A 21,378-nucleotide genomic window follows, 5' to 3' on the forward strand; every position below is an offset into this window, starting at 1 on the left:
AGCCCAGGAAGTCGGCCAGCGCGTGGGCGACCCAGCCGGACCGCGAGGTGGCCTGGCCCTCGATCGCGTTGGCCGCGTTGCGGCAGCGGCGGGCCAGCGTCGAGGCGGCGACGTGGTTGAACCGGACGTCGGACTCGATGCCCTGCATGATGCTCACAGGTGGGACCTCCAGGGGGTGGACGAAGCTCGTCCAACGTAACAGGCGAGGCCGACATGGCGGCCCCCATCCACAGGGGAGCACTCCCCGTGCGTAGGCTGGGCCCACCGCGTGAGAGGAGCACCATGGAGCGCAGCACGTACGTCCTGGTCGATGGCGAGAACATCGACGCCACCCTCGGGACGTCGATCCTCAGCCGGCGGCCGCACCCGACCGAGCGCCCCCGCTGGGAGCGGCTGCTCAAGCACCTCGAGCGCGCCTGGGAGCAGCCGGTCAAGGGCCTGTTCTTCCTCGCCGCCCACGGCGAGCTGCCCATGGGGTTCGTTCAGGCCCTGCTCGCGATCGGCTACCGGCCGATCCCGCTCTCGGGTGGCCCCGACGAGAAGGTCGTCGACATCGCCATCTCGCGCACGCTCGAGGCCCTCAAGGACCGGGACGCCGACGTCGTGCTCGCCAGCCACGACCGCGACTTCGTCGAGACCCTCACCCCGCTCGTGGACGGGCGCCGGGTCGGCATCGTCGGCTTCGAGGAGTTCCTGTCGGGCAGCCTGCGCGAGCTGTTCGAGCGCGGCGTGGAGTTCTTCGACCTCGAGTACCACGTCGAGGCGTTCAACGAGCGGCTGCCCCGCCTGCGGATCATCCCCATCGACCAGTTCGACCCGAACGAGTTCCTGTAGGCCGGGGGCGGCCGGCCTCAGCGCGCGGCGTCCGGCGGGAAGACCACGGGGCCGCGGATGCCGGCCGCGTGCAGCGCCTGGACGCCCCGCTCGAGCAGCTCGCGCTGCACGCCCCAGTGCTGGTTCGGTGCCGTCTTGGCGAAGATGCGGATGGTGGTCGCCCCCGCGCGCACCTCGTTGACGCCGGCCACGTCGGGCTCCTCGAGCAGGACGCCGGCGAACCTCTCGTCGGCGTACATGTCCTTCACCATCGAGCGCAGCACCTGGATTGCGCGCGCCGGGTCCTCGGTGGAGGCGATCGGCACGTCCACCGTCCCGGTCGACCAGCCCTGCGACTGGTTGCCGATGCGCAGGATCTCGCCGTTGCGGACGTACCAGATCTGGCCCCCGGCGTCCCGGAGGCGGGTGACGCGCAGGCCGACCTCCTCGACCGTGCCCTTGACCTCGCCGGTGTCGATGAGGTCTCCGACGCCGAACTGGTCCTCGAAGATCATCAACATGCCGGAGATGTAGTCCTTGATGAGGGACTGCGCGCCGAAGGCGAGCGCGATGCCACCGATGCCGGACGCCGCCAGCACCGGCTCGAGCGGGATCGCGAGGACGCGCATCACCGTGAGCAGCACCAGCAGGACGACGATGATGTCGACCGCGTTGGTGAGCACCGACCCCATCGTCTTCACGCGGGCGAGGTGGCGCTCGTCGGTGGTGCCGGTGATGCGGCCCAGCAGCCGGTCGGCGCGGGACTCGGAGGCGCGGTGCCGGTCCGCCACGGCGATGGAGGCGTCGACCCCCGTCCGGATCGCCCGGCGCAGGACGAACCGCAGCACGATCGCGACGAGCAGCACGACCCCGATCGAGATCGCCGACTCGGGCCAGGTGAACGTGACGAGCGGGGTCATGCGCCCATTCTGGCAGGACGCCGCGGGTGCGCCACGCCCGTGAAACCCCGACGGGCGGGCACCCGGTGGGGGTGCCCGCCCGTCGCGGGGTGGAGGGGGTCGATCAACGGCCGCCGGCGGAGAAGATGTTGCGGGCGATCTGCTCGAGCTGCTGGCTCAGCTCGGTGAGCTCCTGGCTGGCCTTGTCGAGGGCCGACTTGGTCTCGGGCCAAGTGGTGCTGCGGAATGTGATGGCCAGGGGGCCGTCCCAGTTGTTCGGGTCGGAGAGGATGCGCCCGTTGTTGTCGAGCTGGTTGATCTGCTCGGTGAGGCCGCCGTTGATGATGTTCTGGATCGCGCGGATGGCGTTCTCGGCTGCCTCGGTTGACTTGACGGTGCCGCTCATGGTGTCTCCTTCGTTGACTCGTCCTCGGTCGGGATACCCACGTCCATGAAGCTGTCGGGGGTGGGTCGACGCCGTCCACGCTAACAGGCGCCAAGGACGAAACGACACCCGAGAACGCTGTTTGGGGAGTGCTCCCCACCCGTCTACCCGGTTCCCTGAGCGTGCCGACGAGCCTCGTGGCAAGGGTATTGGGGCCCTTCAGACCCGCGGTGGGGGAATGATGAGCCCGCGCCGGGGTCGGCCACCTCGGGAGGCTTGGCTGCGCCGGGGCGTCCGGCACGGGCGACGAGTGAGGCGGGCTCGCCGTTCAGGCCCAGTTCCGCGGCTTCGATGCGGGCGAAGACGATCTCGTCGTAGTCTCCGGCCTCCCAGGCCAGGCCGAGGGACCCGTCCGCCAGCTGCGCCGCCACCGAGTAGGCGGAGGCTCCCGCGTCCACGAGGACGGGCGGTGACCAGGTGTACCCGAGGTCGGCCGAGGTGCGCACGGACAGCCGGGTGCGGACGTCCGGGTCGTCGCACGTGGACGCCACCACCACGGGGCCACGATCAGTATCGAGCAGCGCCAGCCCGCCGTTGCACGCGGGATCGACCAGCGCGGGGTCGGACACGGGGGCGGAGAACGTCCGGCCCCCATCGACCGAGCGTGCCGCACGCCGCCGCGGCGTCGCGCGGGCATGCAGCAGCACGGAGCCGTCGGGCAGGCCGAGCACCTTGTTTTCGTCACAGTCGGGGCCCACCCGCTCGCCGAGCGTCCAGGTGTCGCCACCGTCATCGGAGTACGCGGTCGCCGCGTAGTGCTGGCCGTCGGTGGTGCGCAGGACGAACGGCTGCAGCAGGCGGGTCCGGGTCACGGAGCCGTTGCCGGACGAGGCGAACATGCCGGTCACGTCGGCGGGCTTGAGGGCGGTGAGGTCGCGGTGTCGCCAGGTGAGTCCGTCGTCGTCGGAGACCGACAGCCACAGCTCGAGTCCGGCGGCGTCGGGACCGGCGTCCGCGGAGAAGAACGAGCGTCCGGTGGAGCCGACGTACCAGCAGAACACGCGGCCCGAGTCGGGGTCGACCACGAACGACGCGTCGCCGAAGCCGCGCCCGGGCTCGTGGCGGCGCAGCACGCGGGCGTCCGACCAGGTCAGGCCGTGGTCGTCGGAGTGCCGCAGCGCGATGTCGAAGTCGCCGGGCAGGTCGCGCCAGTCGAGGCGGACGTCGTAGGCCGCCAGCACGCGGCCCGACCCGGTGACCGCCAGGGCCGGGATCCGGTAGACCGGCGCGGCGAACGCCGAGCCCGGGAACGGGTCGCCCGAGCGGGCCAGCACCACAGCGTCCACGTCAGGCCGCCGCGACGGCCTCGGCGAACCAGCGCGTGATCGAGGTCGGGTGGGTGATGGCGGTGCCGACCACGACGGACCAGGCCCCGCGCCGGACGGCCTCGGCGGCCTGAGCGGTGGTGTGCACGCGGCCCTCGACGAACACCGGCACGGGGCAGTCCGAGCCGGCAGGGCCACGGGCGCCCGCCGAACCCGCGAGCGCCACCATGCCGTCCACGACCTCCCAGTCGGGCCCGTCGGTCTTCTCACGCTCGCCCGTGTACCCCGCCAGCGTGGTACCCAGGATGTCGACGCCCGCGGCCAGCGCGGCCTCGGCGTCCCCGACGGAACCACAGTCGGCCATCACGAGCACGTCGGGGAACCGCTCGCGCAGCCCGGCGACCGTCTCGGCCAGGCTGAGGCCGTCCGGGCGCGGGCGGCGGGTGCCGTCGAGCGCCACGATCTCGCAGCCGGTCTCGGCCACGGCGATGCAGTCGGCCAGCGTGGGCGTGATGTAGACGCCGGTGTCGCCGACCTTGACCAGGCCGATGATCGGCACCGACACGACCTCACGCATGGCGCGCAGGTCGTCCAGCCCCTTGCCACGGATGCCGACGGCCCCGCCCGCCACCGCCGCCTGCGCGACCTGCGCCATCGTGCGCGGGTCGAGCATCGGCTCGCCGGGGTAGGCCTGGCAGGAGACGACCAGGCCGCCCCTCATCGAATCCAGCAGCGCGTTCACGTCACTCCTCGTCGTCGGTGTGGACGCCCGCCAGCCGGAAGGCGTCCCTGGCCGCGCCGAGCAGCGCGGCGTTGTTGCGTTGGGTGGCCCGCTTGACCTGCACGCCGCGCAGGGCCTCCGGGACGCCGTCACGCAGTTCGTCGGTCATGGCCGTCCACCACGCGGACTTCGGCGCCGGCACGCCGCCGCCCAGCACGATCACCTCGGGGTCGAGCGCGAGCACCAGCCACGACAGCACGCGCCCCACCCGGCGTCCGAGCGTCCGGACGACCCGGTCGGCGAGCTCGTCGCCCTCGCGGGCCAGCGCCATCACATCCTGGCCGCGCGCGGCGGGGGCACCACCACCCAGCGCACGGTAGGTGCGCAGGATCGCAGGCCCGGCGGCCACGTGCTCGAACAGGTGCGGCCCCGGTCCCTCGACGAGACCGTCCGCCAGGTCGAGACGCAGGCTGCCCACCTCGCCGGCCATGTGATGCGTCCCACGCATCACCTGCCCATCGCGGCAGAAGGCCGCACCGATCCCGGTGCCGACCGCGAGCATGAGCATCGAGGACGCCCCCGCCCCGGCCCCGCGCCAGCACTCGCCCACGGCGTGGGCGTCCACGTCGTTCTGCACGTGGATCGGCAGGTCGGACGCCCACGGCAACCGCGCGCGCAGCCCCGCGACCACGTCGGTGCCTCGCCACCCGGTGACGGTGTCGGTCGCCGAGACGACAACCCCCCGGTCGACGTCGATGGCCCCGGCCGCACCGATGCCGATCCCGGCCACGGCGTCCGCCGCGACGCGCTCGCGGCACGAGTCGAGCGCCCGCGCCATCACGTCGAGCATCGCGTCGGCCCCCTCGTGGGCGGGCGTCGGCAGCTTCACCTTGGGCAGGACGAGCGCACCCGAAGCGTCCACCACGGTGGCCGCGGTCTTGGTGCCGCCGAGGTCGACGGCGATCGCGAGGGGCGACATCAGATCAGGCCGACCTCGCGCACGATCGCCACGATACCGGCGACCTCGTCGTCCGACAGGGCCTCGATCGGGGCTGGCATGGTGGCCGACGTGATCACCCCCAGCGCGGCGCAGGCGGCCTTGAAGGCGCCGATCCCGCCGGCGTCGCCGGAGCGTCCCTGCGGCACGAACGCGATCTCGAAGAGGCGGTTGATGCGGTCCTGCTCGGTGCGGGCGGCGTCCCAGTCGCCGCGCTCGGCGGCGTTGAACATCCGCACGTAGCCGGCGGGGTCGACGTTCGCCAGGCCCGGCACGCAGCCGTCGGCGCCCAGCAGCAGCATGCCGTCGCAGACGACCTCGTGGCCGGTCGAGACCGACAGCGGCGAACCGGCGGCGCGGTTGGCGTCCACCAGCCGGCGGAAGCCGACGTCGTCACCGGAGGAGTCCTTGACCCCGGCGATGACGCCCTCGCGGCCCAGCTGGACGAGCATGTCGCGGGCGAGCTTGGCCGGGCCGCGCACGGGCACGTCGTAGGCGATCACGGGAATCGACACCGACGCGGCGACGATCCGGAAGTGCTCGGCGATCTCGGCGGCGTTGTTCAGCGCGTAGAGCGGCGCGGTAACGACGACGGCGGCGGCGCCCAGCGCCTCGGCGCGGCGGGCCTGCTCGGCGATGCGGCGGGCGGTGAGGTCGGGCGTCCCCACGACCACGGGCACGCGTCCGGCGGTGGTGGCGACGACGCGCTCGACGACGGTGTCCCGCTCGGCGTCGGTCAGGTAGGCCACCTGGCCGGAGCTGCCGAGCACGAACAGGCCGTGGACACCGCCGGCGAGCAGGTGCTCGACCAGGCGGTCGAGGCTGTCGAGATCGAGGGAGCCATCGGGGTGGAAGGGAGTGAGAAGGGGCGGGATGATGCCGCGCAGGATGGACATGTCAGAGCCTCACAGAAGGGACGGGACGGCACCCAGCAGCGTGCGGGTGTAGTCGTGGGACGGGTGGTTGAAGAGCTGCTCGGTGGGGCCGGTCTCGACGATCTGGCCGGCGAACATGACCGCCATGCGGTCGGAGACGTAGCGCACCGTGGAGATGTCGTGGCTGATGAAGACCATGCCCAGCCCCAGTTCGTCCTTGAGGTCGGTCAGCAGGTTGAGCACCTGGGCGCGGACCGAGACGTCGAGGGCCGAGGTGGGCTCGTCGGCGACGATGATGTCCGGCTCGAGGGCCAGCGCGCGGGCGATGGCGACGCGCTGCCGCTGGCCGCCCGAGATCTGGCGGGGCAGGACGTCGAGCGCCGACAGCGGGAGGCCGACCAGCCCGAGCAGGCGCTTGACGCGCTCCTCGCGCTCGTCCTCGGTGCCGATGCCGTGCACCGTGAGCGGGTCGATCAGCTGCTCGCGGACGAGCATGCGCGGGTTGAGCGCGGTGGCCGGGTCCTGGAACACGACCGACACCGCGCGGCCCAGCTCGCGCCGCGACGCCGCGTCGTAGCCGAGCGGACGCCCGCGGAACAGCACCTCGCCCTGCGTGGGCCGCTGCAGGCCCACCAGCACGCGGGCCAGGGTCGACTTGCCACAGCCCGACTCGCCGACGATGCCGACGGTCTCGCCGCGGGAGACCTGGAAGTCGACGTCGTTGACGGCGTGCACGGTGCCGGGCTTGAACAGCCCGCCGGTACGCGTCCTGTGGATGACGTGGACGCCCTTGAGCTGCAGCGTCGGCGCCCCGGCGACCGGCGTGTGCGAGCGGACGTCGGCGTCGGATGCCGGGGCGGTCGACGGGCCGTCGGCAGGCACGGACAGCGCGGCGTGGCCCGGGGGCAGCCCGGTGCCGGACAGCGGTGCGGAGTCGGTCATCGCTGGGCCTCCTCGGTGTAGGCGGAGTCGGGGTGGGCCGCGTAGCGGTGCCCGGTGTCGGAGACGGCGACCATCGCGGGCCGGACGTCGAGGCCGACGGTCGGGTGCGACGAGCGCGGGGCGAACCGGTCGCCCTTGACGAACTCGCGCGGGCTGGGCACGACGCCGGGCACCTGGTGCAGGCGGCCGGAGCCGGACTCGATCGACAGCACCGCGCCCAGCAGGCCGCGGGTGTACTCGTGGCGCGGATCGGTGAGGATCTCCAGCGTGGGGCCGGTCTCGACGACCTGGCCTGCGTACATGACGGTGATCCGGTGGGCGACCGACGCGACGAGCGCGAGGTCGTGCGACACGAACACCATCGCGAAGCCGAGCTTGGTGCGCAGTTCGTTCAGCAGGTCGACGACCTGCTTCTGCACGGTCACGTCCAGCGCGGTGGTCGGTTCGTCGGCGATGACCAGCTTGGGGTTGCGGGTCAGGGCCATGGCGATGAGGACGCGCTGGCGCTGGCCACCCGACAGCTCGTGCGGGTAGGACGCCAGCGTCCGGACCGGGTCGAGGCCCACCAGATTGAGCAGTTCCTCGGCGCTGCGCTGGCCTCCGCGCGAGGTGAGCTGCTTGAACTGCGCCTTGATGAGCATGGACGGGTTCAGCGAGCTGAGGGCGTCCTGGTAGATCATCGCGATCTCGTGGCCGCGCAGGGCGTTGTGCTCGGAGGGGCTGAGCTTGAGCAGGTCGACCCCGTTGAACAGGATCTCGCCGGTCAGCTTCGCGGTCGGGGGCAGCAGGCCCATGATCGCCATCGACGTGATCGACTTGCCGCAGCCGGACTCGCCGACCAGGCCCATCGTCTCGCCGGGGCGCACCTCGAAGGACACGTTGTCGACGATCTCGACGTCGTCGTGGGCGTTGGGGAAGGAGATCGAGAGGTTCCTGACCTCCAGGAGGGGGGCGGCCGTGGCGTCCGCCCTGGACAGCACGAGCCGGTCGTTGCGGGCCAGCTCGGCGGCCTTGAGGGAGGCCAGCCGCCTCTGGAGGGTGTCGGCCTGCGCGACGTGCGCGGCGGCGATGCCCGCGGCAGCGCCGGCGCCGCTCATGGACTCCTCGTCGGCCTGCACGTTGACGCGCTTCTTGATCTTCGGCGAGGCCAGCGAGTCGGTCAGGCCCTCGGACAACACGTTCAGGCTCAGCGTGGTGACGAGGATGAGCAGGCCGGGGAAGAAGGTCGTCCACCAGTGGCCCGACAGCAGCAGGATCTTGCCCTCGCTCAGCATGTTGCCCCACGTGGGCGTGTTCACCGAGGTGATGCCGGCGCCGATGAAGGACAGGGACGCCTCGAACACGATCGCGTCGGCGACCAGCACGGTGGCGAACACGAGGATCGGCGCGATGCAGTTGCGGGCGACGTGCTTGGCGAGGATCCACCACGTGCGCGCCCCCATCACCTGGGAGGCGGCGACGTAGTCCTCGCCGAACTGGGCCAGGACGTTGGCGCGGACGACGCGGGTGAGCTGCGGCACGTACAGCAGGGCGATGGCGATGATGACCACGGGCAGGATCGGCAGGCGCGAGCTGAGCGCGAGCACCAGGACAGCCGCCAGCGCGATGCCGGGGAAGCTCATGATGACGTCGAGCACGCGCATGAGCACCTCGGAGACCCACCTGCGCGACGTCGCCGCGATCGAGCCGAGGACGGCGGCGACGGCGAGCGCCAGGCCGGTGGCGGCGAGGCCGACGACGAGCGAGATGCGGGTGCCGTGGACGGCGCGGGAGAAGATGTCGCGGCCGCCGTCGTCCGTGCCGAACCAGAACATCGAGTTCGGGGGCACCGAGTTGTCGGGGATGACGGTCTTGCCCACGCCGGCGATCTCGACCTCCTGCATGACGACCATGTCGGCCGGCACGAGGCTCGTCGCGTCGGGGGAGTAGGGGGCGATCACGGGGGCGAAGATCGCGACGAGGGCCATCAGCGTCAGCACGACGACGGCGATCTTGGAGCCGATGGGCAGGGACTTGAAGCCCTGGAACCGCAGGCCGGGCTGGTGCAGCTTGGTGCGGGAGTCGGCGGACAGCATCAGATGCTCCTGATCCGGGGGTTGACCAGCACGTACAGCAGGTCGACCACCAGGTTGATGACGATGAACGCGATGGCGACGGTGATCGTCACGCCCTGGACGATGTTCACGTCGTTGCGGGTGATGCCCTGGAAGATGAGCTGGCCCATGCCCTTGATGTTGAAGATCATCTCGATGACCACGGCGCCACCCATCAGGTAGCCGACGCGCAGGCCGAGCACCGTGAGCGGGGTGATCAACGCGTTGCGCAGGACGTTGCGGGCAATCACGACGGGCTTGGGGATGCCGGCACCGATGGCGGTGCGGACGTAGTCCTTGTCGAGCTCCTCGACCATGGCGGTGCGGACGACGCGGGTGAGTGACCCGGCGACCGGAATGGCGAGGGAGATGGCGGGCAGCGCGATCTGGTTGACGTAGCCGGCCGGGTCCTGGCTGAACGGGACCCAGTCGTTGACCAGCGCCGGGAAGGTGCCGGTGCCGCCGGGCACGGTGGAGAACGCCTGGATCAGCAGCAACGCCAGCCAGAAGGACGGGGTGGCGAGGCCTGCGATCGACAGGACGCGGATCACCTGGTCGGGCCACTGGTCGCGGTAGAGGGCGGCGACGACGCCGAGCACCAGCGCGAACACGACGGCGATGATCAGGCCGATGAACGTCAGCTGCAGCGTGATCGGGAAGCTCTCGGCGACCATCTGCGTGATCGGGACGCCGGTGAACGACTGGCCGAGGTCGCCCTGCACCAGCATGGCGAGGTAGCGGCCGAGACGGACGAGCACGGGATCGTCGAGGCCGTTGGCGACGCGGTAGGCCTCCAGCGCCTCGAGCGAGGCGGACTCGCCCAGCGCCAGGCGTGCCGGGTCGGCCGTGGACAGCGACATCACGAAGAAGACCAGCAACGTCACGCCCAGGACCATGATCGGCATCGCCAGCAGGCGGCGTCCGAGCAGGCGGAACAGGTTGGACACGGTGGATCGCTCCTAGCGAAGGGGGGACTCATCGAGGGCGACGGCGGCTACGCCAACGGGTCGCCGTCGACCCGGATGAATCACACCTCGGGTGGTGTGGGGTGGGGTGAGGAGGGGGCGAGGGGGCGCCGCACGGGCAGCGCCCCCTCCCGGATCACTTGGTGGAGCCGACGCCGACGAACGACAGGCCGGTGACCGCGATCGGCTTGAAGTCGACCAGCGTCTCCGGGTCGAACGCGGTGGGGGACTTGCGGTGGAAGATCGGGTAGAGCGGCACGTTTTCGGCCACCACGTCGAAGATCTCGTGCCACGCGGCCTTCTGGGCGTCACCCGTGGCGGCCGCGGCCGTCGCGAGCAGTTCCTGCACCTTGGTGTAGGACTCCTGGCCCTTCCAGTGCATGCGGGAGTCGGTCCAGGTGTCCCCGGCATACCACCAGCGGAGCAGCAGGTCGGCGTCGTCTCCGAAGACCGAGGGGTCGCCGGGGGCGATGACGATGTCGAACGCCTCGGGCTTGCCGTCGATGGTGCCGTAGACGTCGGAGGAGGCCTTCTCCTCGTAGTTCACGGTCAGACCGACGGCCTCCAGGGACTCCTTGATCATCGGGCGCACGGCGGCGAACCAGCCGTGGTTCGACGCGAGGACGCGGACCTCCTTGAGGCCGGTCTCGGCGAGCAGCGCCTTCGCCTGGTCGGCCTTGCCGACCCACTGGGACGCGGCCTGCTTGTAGGCGGGGTGCTCCTTGTGCACGAAGGACGTCGACGGGGTCGCGAGGTCGGACATGCCGACCTTGCAGATCTTGTCGTAGTCCAGCGCGGCCATGACGGCCTGGCGGTTCTTGACCTCGGCCATCGGGCCGGTGCCGCAGTTGAACATCGCGAACAGCAGGCCGAAGCCCTGCTCGGCGGCGACCGACTTGGTGGACGCCAGCGTGGCCAGGTTGGCGGCCGGGACGGAGTCGATGGCCTGGACCGAATCCGAGGTCAGCGCGTTGGTGCGGGTGGAGTCGTCAGGGATGACCTGCCACTCCATGGTCTTGACGCGTGCCGGGTACTGGCCCTTGTAGTCGTCGAACTTCTCGAAGACCAGCTTCTGGGAGGCCGCACCGTTGTCGGTCATCTTGTAGGGGCCCGAGCCGATCGGGTTCAGGTCGAACGCCTTGGCGTCCGCCTCGACCTTGACCTTGGGGACGATCTTGACGACCGAGAGGCGTTCGCCGACCAGCGAGAAGGGGTACTTCAGCTTCACGGTGACCGTCGTGTCGTCCTTCTTGGTGACGGAGTCCACGAACGCGATGAAGGTCGCGTACAGGCTCTTGTTGGCCGGGTCGAGGACGCGTGCGAAGGAGAACTCGACGTCGTCGGTGGTGACCGGGGAGCCGTCGTGGAACACGGCGCCGTCACGCAGGGTGACCTCGTAGGTGGTGTCGTCGACCTTCTTGGGCAGGTCCGCACCGAGGGCGGCGTACACCTCGCGGGTGGCGGGGTGGATCTCGGTCAGGCCCTCCATGGTGTGCCAGTTGGCGGCAAGGGTGAGCGCCGACGACGTGGTCATCGGGTCGTAGCCGTTGGTGCCGAGCTGGTAGCTGATGGCGGCGGTGATCTTTTCGCCGGTGCCGGCCGTGCCTGCGGTGGGGGCGGCCGAGCCACCCGTGGTCGGGGCGCTGGTCTGCGCCGGCGTCGTGCCACAGGCGGCGAGCGTGCCGGTCAGCGTGGCGGCGGCGCCCATCGCGCCGACGAGACGAAGGAATCCGCGGCGAGTCGTGCCGGGCAGGTTCTCCATTGAAGTTCTCCTAGATGTCGGACGTCGGATGTCTGACGTTGTGCCATTATAGGCAGGTCCAACGTCGAGGGAGCAAGCAATGAAGCCCGATCGTTACCGTGACGGGACGAACGTCACGGTGCAGGGGATCAAGGACCTGATCCTGGCCAGGGGCCTGAAGCCCGGCGATCCGATGCCGACCGAGGCCGTCCTCGTCGAGGAACTCGGCGTCTCGCGCTCCAGCATCCGCGAGGCCGTCCGCACCCTGGTGGCACTCGACATCCTCGAGGTGCGCCACGGCACCGGCACCTTCGTGGGCAAGCTGTCGCTGCGGCCGCTGGTGGAGGGGATGGTGTTCCGCGGCGTCCTGATGCCCGGCGACGAGAACGCCATGCTGCGCGAGATCGTGGAGGTGCGGACGGGGCTCGACATGAGCCTCGCGCCCCAGATCGTCGAGCGGCTCTCCCATGGCGACGCGGACGACCTGCGCGCGTGCGTGGAGCAGATGAAGGAGCGCGCGGCCCGCAACGAGCCGTTCCCCGAGGAGGACCGGATCTTCCACCTCCAGCTCGCCCAGCGCCTGGGCAACGCCCTCTACGGCCAGCTCGTCGCCGCCTTCTGGGACATCCACATGACCGTCGGCCCCTCGCTCGGCGCCGCCCCGCAGCGCGAGCTGAACGCCACCGCGCTGGCGCACGAGCGCATGCTCGATGCCGCCCTCGCCGGCGATCTGGCCGAATACCAGGACGCCGTGCACGCCCATTACGAACCCATCCTGCGCATGCTCACCTCGTGGGCGTCCTGACCCGGTAAGGATTCACTCCATGGAAATCATCATCTGCCCCGACGGCGACGAGGTCGCCCGTGTCGCCGCCGAGACCGTCGCCCAGGTGTGCTGGCGCGTCGGCCCGGACGTCGTTCTCGGCGTGGCCACCGGGTCCTCCCCGCTCGCCCTGTACCGCGACCTCGCGGCGCTGGTGTCCGCGGGCAAGGTCGACCTGTCGGGCGCCTCGGCGTTCGCCCTCGATGAGTACGTCGGGCTCCCCGAGGGGCACCCCGAGTCGTACGCCGAGGTGATCCGCCGCACCGTGACCGAGCCGCTGGGCCTCGACCCCGCCCGGGTGCGCGTGCCGGACGGCCGCGCCGACGACATCGAGGAGGCCTGCGAGCGGTACGAGCTGGCCATCCGGGACGCCGGGGGCGTGGACATCCAGATCCTCGGCATCGGCGCCAACGGCCACATCGGCTTCAACGAGCCGTCGTCGTCGCTGTCCTCCCGCACGCGGATCAAGACCCTCACACCGAAGACCCGCGCGGACAACGCCCGCTTCTTCGACTCCCTCGACCAGGTTCCGGTGCACTGCCTCACCCAGGGTCTGGGCACGATCCTGGACGCCGACGAGGTGGTCCTCGTCGCGCAGGGCGCGAGCAAGGCGGACGCCGTCGCCGCCATGGTCGAGGGCCCCGTTTCGGCCAGCTGCCCCGGTTCGATCCTGCAGACCCACCAGTACGCGACGATCGTCGTCGACGAGGCCGCGGCCTCCAAGCTCGCCAACCACGAGTACTACCGCTGGGCCTACGCCAACAAGCCCGCCTGGCAGGGCTTCGGACAGGACTGATCGCCGTGCTCCTCCTCCGAGCCGACCGCGTCTTCACCGGGTCGGAGATGCTCGCCCCCGGTGAGCTCCTGCTCGACGGCGACCGCGTGGTCGACGTGGGGGAGGCCCCCACCCCCTCCGCCGACAGCCCCGGTGTTGTCCGCCGACAGCCCCGGCCTTCTGCGTCGACAGCCCCGATCGAGGTCGTCGACCTCGGCGACGTCACGCTCGCACCCGGCCTCGTCGACGTGCACAGCCACGGCGGCGGCGGCTTCGCGTTCGGCGAGGACCCGGACGCCGTGCTCGCCACCCACCGCGTCCACGGCACCACGACGATGGTCGCTTCGACCGTCACCCAGTCGCTGGACGAACTGGAGCGCCAGGTCCGCCTGCTCGCCGAGCGCGTCCGCGACGGGTCGCTGGCCGGCATCCACCTCGAGGGACCGTGGCTGGCCGAGAAGTACAAGGGCGCCCACCCGGTCGACAAGCTGCGCGACCCGCTGGTCGACGAGGTGCGCCGGTTGCTGGACGCCGGCGGCGGGGCCGTGAAGATGGTCACCATCGCCGTCGAGAAGCCCGGTGCTCTGGAGTCCGTCAGGCTCATGGCCGACCGCGGCGTCGTCGCGGCCCTGGGCCACTCGGACTGCACCTACGACCAGGCGGTCGCCGCGATCGAGGCCGGCGTGACCGGCGCCACCCACCTGTTCAACGCCATGCCGGGCCTGCACCACCGCGAGCCCGGCCCGATCCTCGCCCTGCTCGACGACCAGCGCGTCTGGTGCGAGCTGATCGTCGACGGCGTCCACCTGCGTCCCGAGTTGGCGGCGTGGGTCATGTCGGTCTCCGACCGCGTCGTCCTCGTGACGGACGCCATGGCCGCGGCCGGCTGCCACGACGGGAACTACCTGCTCGGCGACCTCCCCGTGGTCGTCGACTCCGGTGTCGCGCGGATCGCCGGCACCGACACCATCGCCGGCTCGACCCTCGTGCTCTCGCGCGGGGTGCAGGTCGCCATCGAGGCGGGCGTCACCCCCGAGGTGGCCCTCCGGGCCGCCACGCTCAACCCCGCCCGCTACCTCGACCTGGACGCCGTGGGCGAGTTCGCCCCCGGTGCCCTCGCCGACGCGGTGGTGTTCGGCCCCGACTGGTCGGTCGAGAAGGTGCTCTTCCGGGGCGTCTGGGGCGACTGACTGGGGCCCGGTATCACGTGGTGATATCGGGTTTCCTGCGGCGAGGGCTCCTCGCTAGGTTACGGCCCAGCGATCGAGATCGCTGAACCGCCCCCCGCACACCCCCAGCACCCCCGAACGGACACCCCCCGTGCCGCAGTACAGCCTGCCGTTCTCGGTGGCCGGACGGTCATCAGACGAGCGTGGACGCACTTGTCGACGACCTGTCGTCCCTCGCGTCCTGGAACACGGAGTTCCTGGACCTCGGGTCGGGCGTGATGCTCTGCATCAGGAGCGGCCATTCGGCGTGATGTGGGGTGGGCGGGACAGGAAGGCGGAAACCCCACCCCCGGGGAACTGACCATGGACCTGCGGCGATTCCTGCTACGTCTGGAGAAGAACGGCGTCTTCGTTGATCGCACCGACGACGTCGTCACCGTGATGCCGATGGGCGACAAGCACCTGGTCACCTTCGCAGATGGCGGCCGCTACTCCTATGGCCCGGACCGGGTCGACCTGCGTGCAGGCCGGGAGGAGCCGTTGGTGGGGCCGTGTCGCGTGATGGTTCAGGATGTCTGGTGGCCTTCAGCCCGCCATGTCGTGCGATTCGGTGACCTCACGCGCGCCGCCTTCGAGACTGGCGGGCGACTGGTCTGGAAGCTGTACCCGACCGATGAGGTCGTGGTGGTGGCGCACCAGCCGTTGACGGGGGACGCCGCGGCCATCTGGGAGGCCTGGGGGCGGGCGGTACGTGCCCTTCCCGCGGACGACCCCACCAGGCGGGCCTTCGAACGGATCGACTTCATCCATCCCGACTCTGCACTGGCCGCCTACCTCGACGGGGGTGGTGCCCGGGCGATCGAGGCACACGAGGGGATCGCCGCCATCCACCCGTTCGCGTCGAACATCAGCCAGCGACGCGCAGTGGAGACTGCGCTGGGTCACACCCTCTCGGTGATCCAGGGGCCACCCGGCACGGGTAAGACCCAGACGATCCTGAACATTCTGGCCAGTGTGGTCGCTCACGGTGCAGGTCGGGCCGGGTTGGTGTCGTTCACGAACGCGGCCGTGGCCAACGTTCGGGAGAAGCTGGACGACCTGGGCGTGGGCGTGGTCGCCGCGTCGTTGGGGAACAAGGAGCTCACCGAGGCTTTCGTGATGGGTCAGGTGGAGCGCAACGCGGCCGTGGACGCACTCGTCGCCGCCCACAGGCACGACCAGCCGCACCGACCGGGGCGATGGGAGAGCCTCTCCGATGCACTGAAGGCGGCGCAGGAGATCGAGCGCCAGCTGGCTCGGTGCACCACGGAGCTGGCCGCATGGGAGTTGGAGCGCCAGCACTTCCTCCTCCTGCTGGAGCGGCAGGAACCGCCGCCCTTGGCGGACTACCCGCTGCTCCAGCGCTCCTCGGATCTCATCGTGCGCTTCCTCGCCGAGACGGCCGTCGACCCAGAACCTTCGGGGCTGTCGGGCTTGTTGCGCCGTGTCCGTCGGTACGTCCGCTACGGCTCGACGAAGGGGCTGGACGCTCAGGACGCCGATGTCGTGCTCCGGCTGCAGGAGCGTGTCTACGCTCAACGCATCGCTGAGCTGGGCAAGCTCCGGTCGAGCCTCGACGAGCAGCTTGCAGGCTTCGACCTGCCACGGCTGGTCGAGGAGCACGCCGAGGCGTCCCGGGCGGTGCTGTGGCAGGCGTTGGTGGCGCGCTACGGCGGCCTGCCGCGAGCCCTCCACGCGAAGGATGCGTGGCGACGCGACCGACGCTTCGGCGAGGATTACCCGGTCGTGTTGAGCACCTGCCACTCGCTGGCGGGCAGCCTTCGTACGGGGGAACTGCTCGACCTGCTCGTCATCGACGAGGCATCCCAGGTGGACGTGATCAGCGCAGCCCTGGCCTTGGCGTGCGCCAGACGCGTCGTGATCGTGGGCGACGAACAGCAGCTCCCCCCGATCACGCCCGAGGTGGGAGACGTTCTACCGGTCTCTTCACGTGCGCATCCCGCACTGAGTCTCATGGCGTCCGTGCGGTTGGCGGGAGGGGGCGCACCACCCACCGTGCCGTTGATCGAGCACTACCGGTGCGACCCGGTGATCATCGACTACTGCAATCGCTCGTTCTACGGTGGCGAACTCGTGACGCTGAGCCGGCGCGGGCACGAGCATCCCATGGAGGTGGTCGTGACCACGCCGGGACGCCATCAGCGCCTCCACCGGGGCGGCGGGATCACCAACCAACGGGAGATCGACGTGATCCTGCGTGAGGTCCTGCCGGGCCTGCAGGCGTCGGACAGGGAAGTGGCCTCGATCGTGACCCCCTACCGGCGGCAGGCGGACACGCTGGCGGAGCGGGTGGGAGCAGGCGCAGCGGACACGGTGCACAGATTCCAGGGGCGCGAGCGCGACGTGATCGTCATGTCGACGGTGATCGACGACTCGTGGCGAGGCGTGTGGCAGCAACGCTTCGTGGACGACGCGCGTCTGATCAACGTGGCCGTGTCGCGGGCGCGCCGCCGGTTCATCCTGGTCACGCATGACTCGTTGCACCCGGGAACGCGCCACCTGGCGGAGCTCATCGGATACATCCGGTACCAGTCACTGGATGACACCTTCAGGGTCAGCACGGTGTTCTCGGTGTTCGACCTGCTGTACCGCGACCACACGGCGCAGCTGATCCCCTTGGCCAAGCGGCTGAAGTCGGTGTCGCGCTACAAGTCGGAGAACATCGCGTGGACCGTGCTGCTCGATGTACTCGCCACGTTGGAAGGAGTCCTCGATTCCCGCGAGTTCCATGCCCTCGTCCCCACCCCGCAGTGCATGCTGAGGAATCTCGTCCCCGATTCCCTCGACCTCACCGACGAGGAACGTGCCTACATCGGCAACCGGGCGTCCTTGGACATGGTCGTGCACCACAAGGTCAGCCGTCGCGTCGTGCTGGCGATCGAGGTGAACGGCTTCCAGTTCCATGAGAACGACGTGGTCCAGCAGGGACGGGACCGGCTCAAGGCGTCGATCTGCGCGAAAGCGGGAATTCCACTGCTGACCCTCCGTACCACGGACAGTGATGAGCCCCGCCGTGTCCGTCAGGCCCTCGCGGCCTCCTTGGGGTTGGCCGGCGAGGAAGCCTGAGTCGTCGATCGGAGGGTGAATGATGGGCCCATGGCCACCAAGCGCGAGGACATCGTCGAGGCGACGGCGCTCCTGATCAAACGCCAGGGCGTCCACGCGGCCTCGATCTCGGCGATCATCGCCGAGGCGAACGCCTCGGCCGGCTCGATCTACCATCACTTCGCCAACAAGAACGAGATCGTTCTCGAGGTGGCGCGCGCCAAGCTGGCCGAGCCGCTGCGGGCGGCCGTGCTCACGCCGGTCGCGGGCCCGCTCTCTCCGGCGCAGATCTTCGGGGCCATCGTCGGCGTCGTGCGCGCCGGCGCCGTCGAGCCGCCACTCATCGTCCAGCTGTGGGCGGGCTCCTACGTCGACCCCGAACTGCGGGAGATCCTGCACACGCAGTTCGAGGACGCCCGCGTCGCCATGTACCGCCACCTCGAGGAGTGGCTCGTGGCCCGGGGCGTTCCCGACCCCGCCGACCGCGTGGACGCCATCGCCCGTGTCACGCTCGGCCAGGCCATGGGCTTCCTCGCCCAAAGCACCCTCGACCCCGGCTTCGACCAGGACGCCTACGTCGCCGAGGCCACCGCCCTGCTGGACGCCGTCGCCCGGCCCTGACTCACGCCTGGCAGCTCGGACAGAAGAACAACGTGCGTGCTCGGGGGGCATCCCCGATCGTGCCCGCCGTGATCGGGGTGCCGCACCGTCGGCAGGGGTGGCGCAGGCGCCGGTAGACGGCGTGGCCGCGGCGGGCATCGAACCGACTGGTGATGGCGGCCCTCAGGATGCGGTGGGCGCGCTCGGCCAGCGCCCTGAGTTCGGCGGCGGGCACGTCGACGGCCGGACGCCACGGGTCCAGCCCTTGGGCGAACAGGGCCTCGGCCGTCCACATCGTGCCGAGCCCGGCCAGGTTGGACTGGTCGAGCAGGGCCGCGCCCAGGGCGTCCGGGCTCGCGGCCAGGCGGCGGGCCGCCTCGGCGGCGTCCCAGTCGGGGCCGAGCAGGTCGGGGCCGAGGTGTCCGACCAGGCGGTGCTCGTCGGCGGTGCGGACGAGGTCGAGCATGCCGAGAGAGTCCCCGACCGCGGTCGACTGCGCGGTGGCCAGCACGGCGCGAACGGTGTGCGCCCGGAACGCCCGCGGCGGGTCGGTGGTCTCCCAGACGCGCCACGACCCGTCCATCCGCAGGTGGCTGTGCAGCGTGAGGCCGGTGTCGAGGCGGTGCAGGAGGTGCTTGCCTCGCGGCACGACCTCGAGCGTGGTCGCGCCCCGCAGGTCGGCGGTGGCCAGGGACGGCCAGCGCAGGTCGCTGCGCGTCAGCGGTTGGCCGGCGAGCGCCCCGTGTAGCCGGCGTGCCGTCCGCCAGACGGCGTCGCCCTCAGGCATCGGCGACGAGGCGGGGGAGGACCTCCTCGATCGGGTCGCGCAGCACGGCGTTCGCCAGGTAGTCGTACGGCGTCTCCTGGTTGTTGACGATGACCACCCGCGCGGAGTGCCCGAAGGCGTACGGCACCAGGCCCGCCACCGGGTGCACGGTGAGGGTGGTGCCCACCGCGAGCACGAGGTCGGCGTCCTCGGCGAGACGGACGGAGGCGTCCAGGACGCCGGGCTCGAGCATCTCCTCGAACAGGATCACGGTGGCCCGCGTGATGCCGTCGCACTCGTGACAGCGCGGGTCGTCGTCCCCGGCCAGGACGCGCTCGCGCATCTGCTCCATCGGGCCGGTGTTACCGCAGTCCTCGCAGCGCCAGGTCCGCGCGTTGCCGTGCACCTCGTGGACGATGTCGGGCGACGACCCCGCCACCAGGTGCAGCCCGTCGGTGTTCTGCGTGACGATGCCGGCCAGCTTCCCGGCCCGCTCCAGGTCGACCAGCGCGAGGTGGCCGGCGTTGGGGGCGGCCTCCCAGTGCGCGGAGTGGGCTCGGGCACGCCAGGCCTTGCGGCGGACGTCCTCGTCGGTGAGGTAGTACGACAGCGTCGAGATCTTCTCGGCGTCGGGGTCCTGCGTCCACCGCCCTTGCGGGCCGCGGAAGTCCGGGATCCCGGAGGCCGTCGACAGCCCCGCCCCGGTCAGCGCGAGGATGCGCGACGAGCGGGCGACCAGGTCGTGGGCGATGCTGAAGGCGTCCGGCACGGGTCAACCGTACGCGTACGCCGCCGGTGCGGCCGCCCGCGGCCCTGCTAGTCGGCCAGGGACGCGATCAGCGACGCCAGCGCGTCCGGTGCCGAGAACATCGGCCAGTGGCCGGAGTCGATGTCGGCGTAGGTGAGGTGCTGCGCCGGCGTCAGCTCGGGGATCTCGCCCGCCTCCAGCCACGCCTTCGCGTCGTCGGGTGAGTACTCGGGGCAGACCATCACCACCGGCACCTCGTGGCGCCGCGCGTCGGTGTAGCGGACGATGCCCGTCACCACCGCCTCGGGAACGGGGTGGGACGCCGCCGCGAACGCCGCGCGGTGTTCGGGCGTGAGGTCATCGGAGTCGGGCCCGGCGAACGCCTCCCAGCCCGGGAACGTGACGACGCCGTCGGCGGGCTCGAAGAACGGCATGTACGCCGCGCCGTCAGCCTGCGGCATGCCGCCGACGAGGGCGACCTTCGCCACCTGCGCCCGGCGGCGGTCCGCGGCCAGCCAGGCGAGCGTGGACGCCGCCGAGTGGCCGACGACGAGCACGCCTCGGCTCCCTGAGCGTGCCGAAGGGGCCTCGACGGGCCCGGACACCCGGTCGATCGCGGCCAGTACGGCGTCCAGTTGGTCCTCCAGCGTCGCGGAGACAGCGCCGTCGCCCTGCCCGGGCAACGTGACGGCGACGGGGTCGTGGCCGGCGGCGCGCAGGCCGGGGAGGACGGCGTCCCAGGCTGAGCCGTCGAGCCAGAGGCCGGGGATGAGGACGATGCGCACGTCAGTCCTCCTTCTCGCCGGCGGTGAGCGTGTCGAGGTCGCGGGTGGCGAAGCGGTGGTGCTGGTACTCCTCCGCGAGGATCGTCTGGAGTGCCAGGTGCACCGGCACGTCGGGGTAGGCCGGCCACCCGGGTTCTTCACGGGTGACGCTGCCGGTCAGGTCGTCGTCGGTCAGCGTTGCGAGGTGCTCGCGCATGGCGTCCTGCCGCGCGGTGCGCCCGGCGAGCGCCTCCTCCAGCGTGGGGCGCGCGGTGCGGTCGCCGGGCATGTTCCACTCGGCTGGCCAGTCGGGCGCCTCGTCCCACGGCAGGTCGAGCGGGCGGTAGGGGTTCGGGTCGCCTTGGACCGTCCGTTGCAGCCAGGCAGCCGTGGCGAACCCGAGGTGCCGCAGCGTCTGGATGAAGGACCACTCCCCGTCGACGTTGGCGTGCAGCGTCTCCTCGGGCAGCGCGCGGGCGCGCTCGGTCAGGTCGGCCCAGCGCTGCTCCACCTGCGCCCACGCCCGGCGGAAGCCCTCGGCGTCCGGCGGGTTCAACTCGCCGTACAGCGGGTCACGGCGGGTCAGCTCGGCGTCGACCAGCGGGCCGATGTCGACGCCGTTGACCACGACGTTTCCGAGGTCGCCCTCGATGACAACGTCGCTGAGCTCGACTCCGACCAGACGCGTCCCGTACAGCGCCGCACCCGGATCTCCACGCCCGAGAGGTTGACCCGCGTCATCCGCGCGTCGTTGAGCTGCACCCGGTGCAGGGTCGCGCCCTTCATGCTGACGCGCTCGAAGCTGGCGCCGTCCAGATTGGTGTCGATGAACTCCATGGCGTCACGCTACGACCGGAACCGGACAGAAATCG

21 protein-coding genes are annotated in these 21,378 nt (G+C 71.0%); 6 read left to right on the forward strand and 15 right to left on the reverse strand.

Going from position 1 to position 21,378, the window contains the following annotated elements; translation table 11 throughout:
- The first annotated feature begins 282 nt into the window (after window positions 1–282).
- Window positions 283–834 carry an NYN domain-containing protein gene (locus tag ET989_RS12100; protein WP_131169336.1) on the forward strand — a complete coding sequence of 184 codons (552 nt, stop codon included), beginning with the start codon at window positions 283–285 and terminating at the stop codon, window positions 832–834.
- Window positions 835–851: 17 nt separating this feature from the next.
- Here ET989_RS12100 and ET989_RS12105 read toward each other — a convergent pair whose 3' ends face one another.
- The 10 genes from ET989_RS12105 to ET989_RS12150 all read right to left on the reverse strand — a co-directional run bounded on the left by ET989_RS12105 (window position 852) and on the right by ET989_RS12150 (window position 11,777).
- Window positions 852–1,733 carry a mechanosensitive ion channel family protein gene (locus ET989_RS12105; protein ID WP_131169338.1) on the reverse strand — a complete coding sequence of 294 codons (882 nt, stop codon included), beginning with the start codon at window positions 1,731–1,733 and terminating at the stop codon, window positions 852–854.
- Between the two features lie 103 nt (window positions 1,734–1,836).
- Window positions 1,837–2,118 (reverse strand): pyrophosphorylase, encoded by a 282-nt coding sequence (locus tag ET989_RS12110; RefSeq protein ID WP_131169340.1) that lies wholly within the window; start codon window positions 2,116–2,118, stop codon window positions 1,837–1,839.
- A gap of 143 nt (window positions 2,119–2,261) precedes the next feature.
- The gene (locus tag ET989_RS12115) at window positions 2,262–3,443 is read right to left on the reverse strand and encodes a sialidase family protein (protein ID WP_131169342.1); all 1,182 of its coding nucleotides are present in this window, start codon (window positions 3,441–3,443) and stop codon (window positions 2,262–2,264) included.
- Window position 3,444: 1 nt separating this feature from the next.
- Window positions 3,445–4,164 (reverse strand): N-acetylmannosamine-6-phosphate 2-epimerase, encoded by a 720-nt coding sequence (locus tag ET989_RS12120; protein WP_180320784.1) that lies wholly within the window; start codon window positions 4,162–4,164, stop codon window positions 3,445–3,447.
- Between the two features lies 1 nt (window position 4,165).
- A complete protein-coding gene (locus ET989_RS12125) occupies window positions 4,166–5,122 on the reverse strand; it encodes an ROK family protein (protein ID WP_131169344.1) in 957 nt (318 codons plus the stop codon).
- Window positions 5,122–6,036, reverse strand: coding sequence for a dihydrodipicolinate synthase family protein (locus tag ET989_RS12130; RefSeq protein WP_131169347.1), 915 nt, complete (start codon window positions 6,034–6,036; stop codon window positions 5,122–5,124). The genes ET989_RS12125 and ET989_RS12130 overlap by 1 nt, the downstream gene beginning before the upstream one ends.
- 9 nt (window positions 6,037–6,045) lie before the next feature.
- Window positions 6,046–6,957: an ABC transporter ATP-binding protein gene (locus tag ET989_RS12135; protein WP_131169349.1), complete on the reverse strand. Its 912-nt coding sequence runs from the start codon at window positions 6,955–6,957 to the stop codon at window positions 6,046–6,048.
- Entirely contained in the window at window positions 6,954–9,032 is a 2,079-nt protein-coding gene (locus tag ET989_RS12140; RefSeq protein ID WP_131169351.1) for a dipeptide/oligopeptide/nickel ABC transporter permease/ATP-binding protein, read from the reverse strand. The genes ET989_RS12135 and ET989_RS12140 overlap by 4 nt, the downstream gene beginning before the upstream one ends.
- Complete coding sequence (locus ET989_RS12145) at window positions 9,032–9,997, reverse strand: ABC transporter permease (protein ID WP_165490163.1); 966 nt, start codon at window positions 9,995–9,997, stop codon at window positions 9,032–9,034. The genes ET989_RS12140 and ET989_RS12145 overlap by 1 nt, the downstream gene beginning before the upstream one ends.
- Window positions 9,998–10,151: 154 nt before the next feature.
- Entirely contained in the window at window positions 10,152–11,777 is a 1,626-nt protein-coding gene (locus ET989_RS12150) for an ABC transporter substrate-binding protein (RefSeq protein WP_131169353.1), read from the reverse strand.
- 79 nt (window positions 11,778–11,856) lie between these two features.
- Between ET989_RS12150 and ET989_RS12155 the strand changes: the two genes are divergently transcribed.
- The 5 genes from ET989_RS12155 to ET989_RS12175 all read left to right on the forward strand — a co-directional run bounded on the left by ET989_RS12155 (window position 11,857) and on the right by ET989_RS12175 (window position 18,249).
- Entirely contained in the window at window positions 11,857–12,561 is a 705-nt protein-coding gene (locus ET989_RS12155) for a FadR/GntR family transcriptional regulator (RefSeq protein WP_131169355.1), read from the forward strand.
- Window positions 12,562–12,580: 19 nt separating this feature from the next.
- Window positions 12,581–13,375, forward strand: coding sequence for a glucosamine-6-phosphate deaminase (gene nagB / locus ET989_RS12160; RefSeq protein WP_131169357.1), 795 nt, complete (start codon window positions 12,581–12,583; stop codon window positions 13,373–13,375).
- A gap of 5 nt (window positions 13,376–13,380) precedes the next feature.
- Entirely contained in the window at window positions 13,381–14,544 is a 1,164-nt protein-coding gene (gene nagA / locus ET989_RS12165) for an N-acetylglucosamine-6-phosphate deacetylase (RefSeq protein WP_241656335.1), read from the forward strand.
- Between the two features lie 342 nt (window positions 14,545–14,886).
- Window positions 14,887–17,649 carry an AAA domain-containing protein gene (locus ET989_RS12170; RefSeq protein ID WP_131169359.1) on the forward strand — a complete coding sequence of 921 codons (2,763 nt, stop codon included), beginning with the start codon at window positions 14,887–14,889 and terminating at the stop codon, window positions 17,647–17,649.
- Between the two features lie 30 nt (window positions 17,650–17,679).
- A complete protein-coding gene (locus tag ET989_RS12175; protein ID WP_131169361.1) occupies window positions 17,680–18,249 on the forward strand; it encodes a TetR/AcrR family transcriptional regulator in 570 nt (189 codons plus the stop codon).
- A 1-nt stretch (window position 18,250) separates the two neighbouring features.
- Here the strand turns inward: ET989_RS12175 and ET989_RS12180 are convergent, their stop codons facing one another.
- The 5 genes from ET989_RS12180 to ET989_RS15300 are packed head-to-tail and all read right to left on the reverse strand — an operon-like array spanning window position 18,251 to window position 21,343.
- Window positions 18,251–19,015 carry an Fpg/Nei family DNA glycosylase gene (locus tag ET989_RS12180; protein WP_131169363.1) on the reverse strand — a complete coding sequence of 255 codons (765 nt, stop codon included), beginning with the start codon at window positions 19,013–19,015 and terminating at the stop codon, window positions 18,251–18,253.
- Window positions 19,008–19,763 (reverse strand): SIR2 family NAD-dependent protein deacylase, encoded by a 756-nt coding sequence (locus ET989_RS12185; protein ID WP_131169365.1) that lies wholly within the window; start codon window positions 19,761–19,763, stop codon window positions 19,008–19,010. Before ET989_RS12185 ends, ET989_RS12180 begins: the two co-directional genes overlap by 8 nt.
- Before the next feature lie 47 nt (window positions 19,764–19,810).
- On the reverse strand, window positions 19,811–20,527 hold the full coding sequence (locus ET989_RS12190; protein ID WP_131169367.1) for an alpha/beta fold hydrolase: 717 nt from the start codon (window positions 20,525–20,527) through the stop codon (window positions 19,811–19,813).
- Window position 20,528: 1 nt separating this feature from the next.
- A complete protein-coding gene (locus ET989_RS12195; RefSeq protein WP_206662339.1) occupies window positions 20,529–21,134 on the reverse strand; it encodes a DinB family protein in 606 nt (201 codons plus the stop codon).
- Entirely contained in the window at window positions 21,089–21,343 is a 255-nt protein-coding gene (locus tag ET989_RS15300; RefSeq protein ID WP_206662340.1) for a pentapeptide repeat-containing protein, read from the reverse strand. The genes ET989_RS12195 and ET989_RS15300 overlap by 46 nt, the downstream gene beginning before the upstream one ends.
- Window positions 21,344–21,378 lie beyond the last annotated feature (35 nt).

Origin of the sequence: Propioniciclava sinopodophylli (assembly GCF_004324755.1) — a bacterium.
Classification (GTDB): domain Bacteria; phylum Actinomycetota; class Actinomycetes; order Propionibacteriales; family Propionibacteriaceae; genus Propioniciclava; species Propioniciclava sinopodophylli.

What these genes read in the sequence shown, in the direction of transcription:
- ET989_RS12105 (WP_131169338.1), bottom strand. Translation starts at nt 1,733, where the DNA reads ATGACCCCGCTCGTCACGTTCACCTGGCCCGAGTCGGCGATCTCGATC.
- ET989_RS12125 (WP_131169344.1), bottom strand. Translation starts at nt 5,122, where the DNA reads ATGTCGCCCCTCGCGATCGCCGTCGACCTCGGCGGCACCAAGACCGCG.
- ET989_RS12155 (WP_131169355.1), top strand. Translation starts at nt 11,857, where the DNA reads ATGAAGCCCGATCGTTACCGTGACGGGACGAACGTCACGGTGCAGGGG.
- ET989_RS12135 (WP_131169349.1), bottom strand. Translation starts at nt 6,957, where the DNA reads ATGACCGACTCCGCACCGCTGTCCGGCACCGGGCTGCCCCCGGGCCAC.
- ET989_RS12140 (WP_131169351.1), bottom strand. Translation starts at nt 9,032, where the DNA reads ATGCTGTCCGCCGACTCCCGCACCAAGCTGCACCAGCCCGGCCTGCGG.
- ET989_RS12130 (WP_131169347.1), bottom strand. Translation starts at nt 6,036, where the DNA reads ATGTCCATCCTGCGCGGCATCATCCCGCCCCTTCTCACTCCCTTCCAC.
- ET989_RS12150 (WP_131169353.1), bottom strand. Translation starts at nt 11,777, where the DNA reads ATGGAGAACCTGCCCGGCACGACTCGCCGCGGATTCCTTCGTCTCGTC.
- ET989_RS12100 (WP_131169336.1), top strand. Translation starts at nt 283, where the DNA reads ATGGAGCGCAGCACGTACGTCCTGGTCGATGGCGAGAACATCGACGCC.
- ET989_RS12175 (WP_131169361.1), top strand. Translation starts at nt 17,680, where the DNA reads ATGGCCACCAAGCGCGAGGACATCGTCGAGGCGACGGCGCTCCTGATC.
- ET989_RS15300 (WP_206662340.1), bottom strand. Translation starts at nt 21,343, where the DNA reads ATGGAGTTCATCGACACCAATCTGGACGGCGCCAGCTTCGAGCGCGTC.
- ET989_RS12110 (WP_131169340.1), bottom strand. Translation starts at nt 2,118, where the DNA reads ATGAGCGGCACCGTCAAGTCAACCGAGGCAGCCGAGAACGCCATCCGC.
- nagB (WP_131169357.1), top strand. Translation starts at nt 12,581, where the DNA reads ATGGAAATCATCATCTGCCCCGACGGCGACGAGGTCGCCCGTGTCGCC.
- ET989_RS12180 (WP_131169363.1), bottom strand. Translation starts at nt 19,015, where the DNA reads ATGCCTGAGGGCGACGCCGTCTGGCGGACGGCACGCCGGCTACACGGG.
- ET989_RS12170 (WP_131169359.1), top strand. Translation starts at nt 14,887, where the DNA reads ATGGACCTGCGGCGATTCCTGCTACGTCTGGAGAAGAACGGCGTCTTC.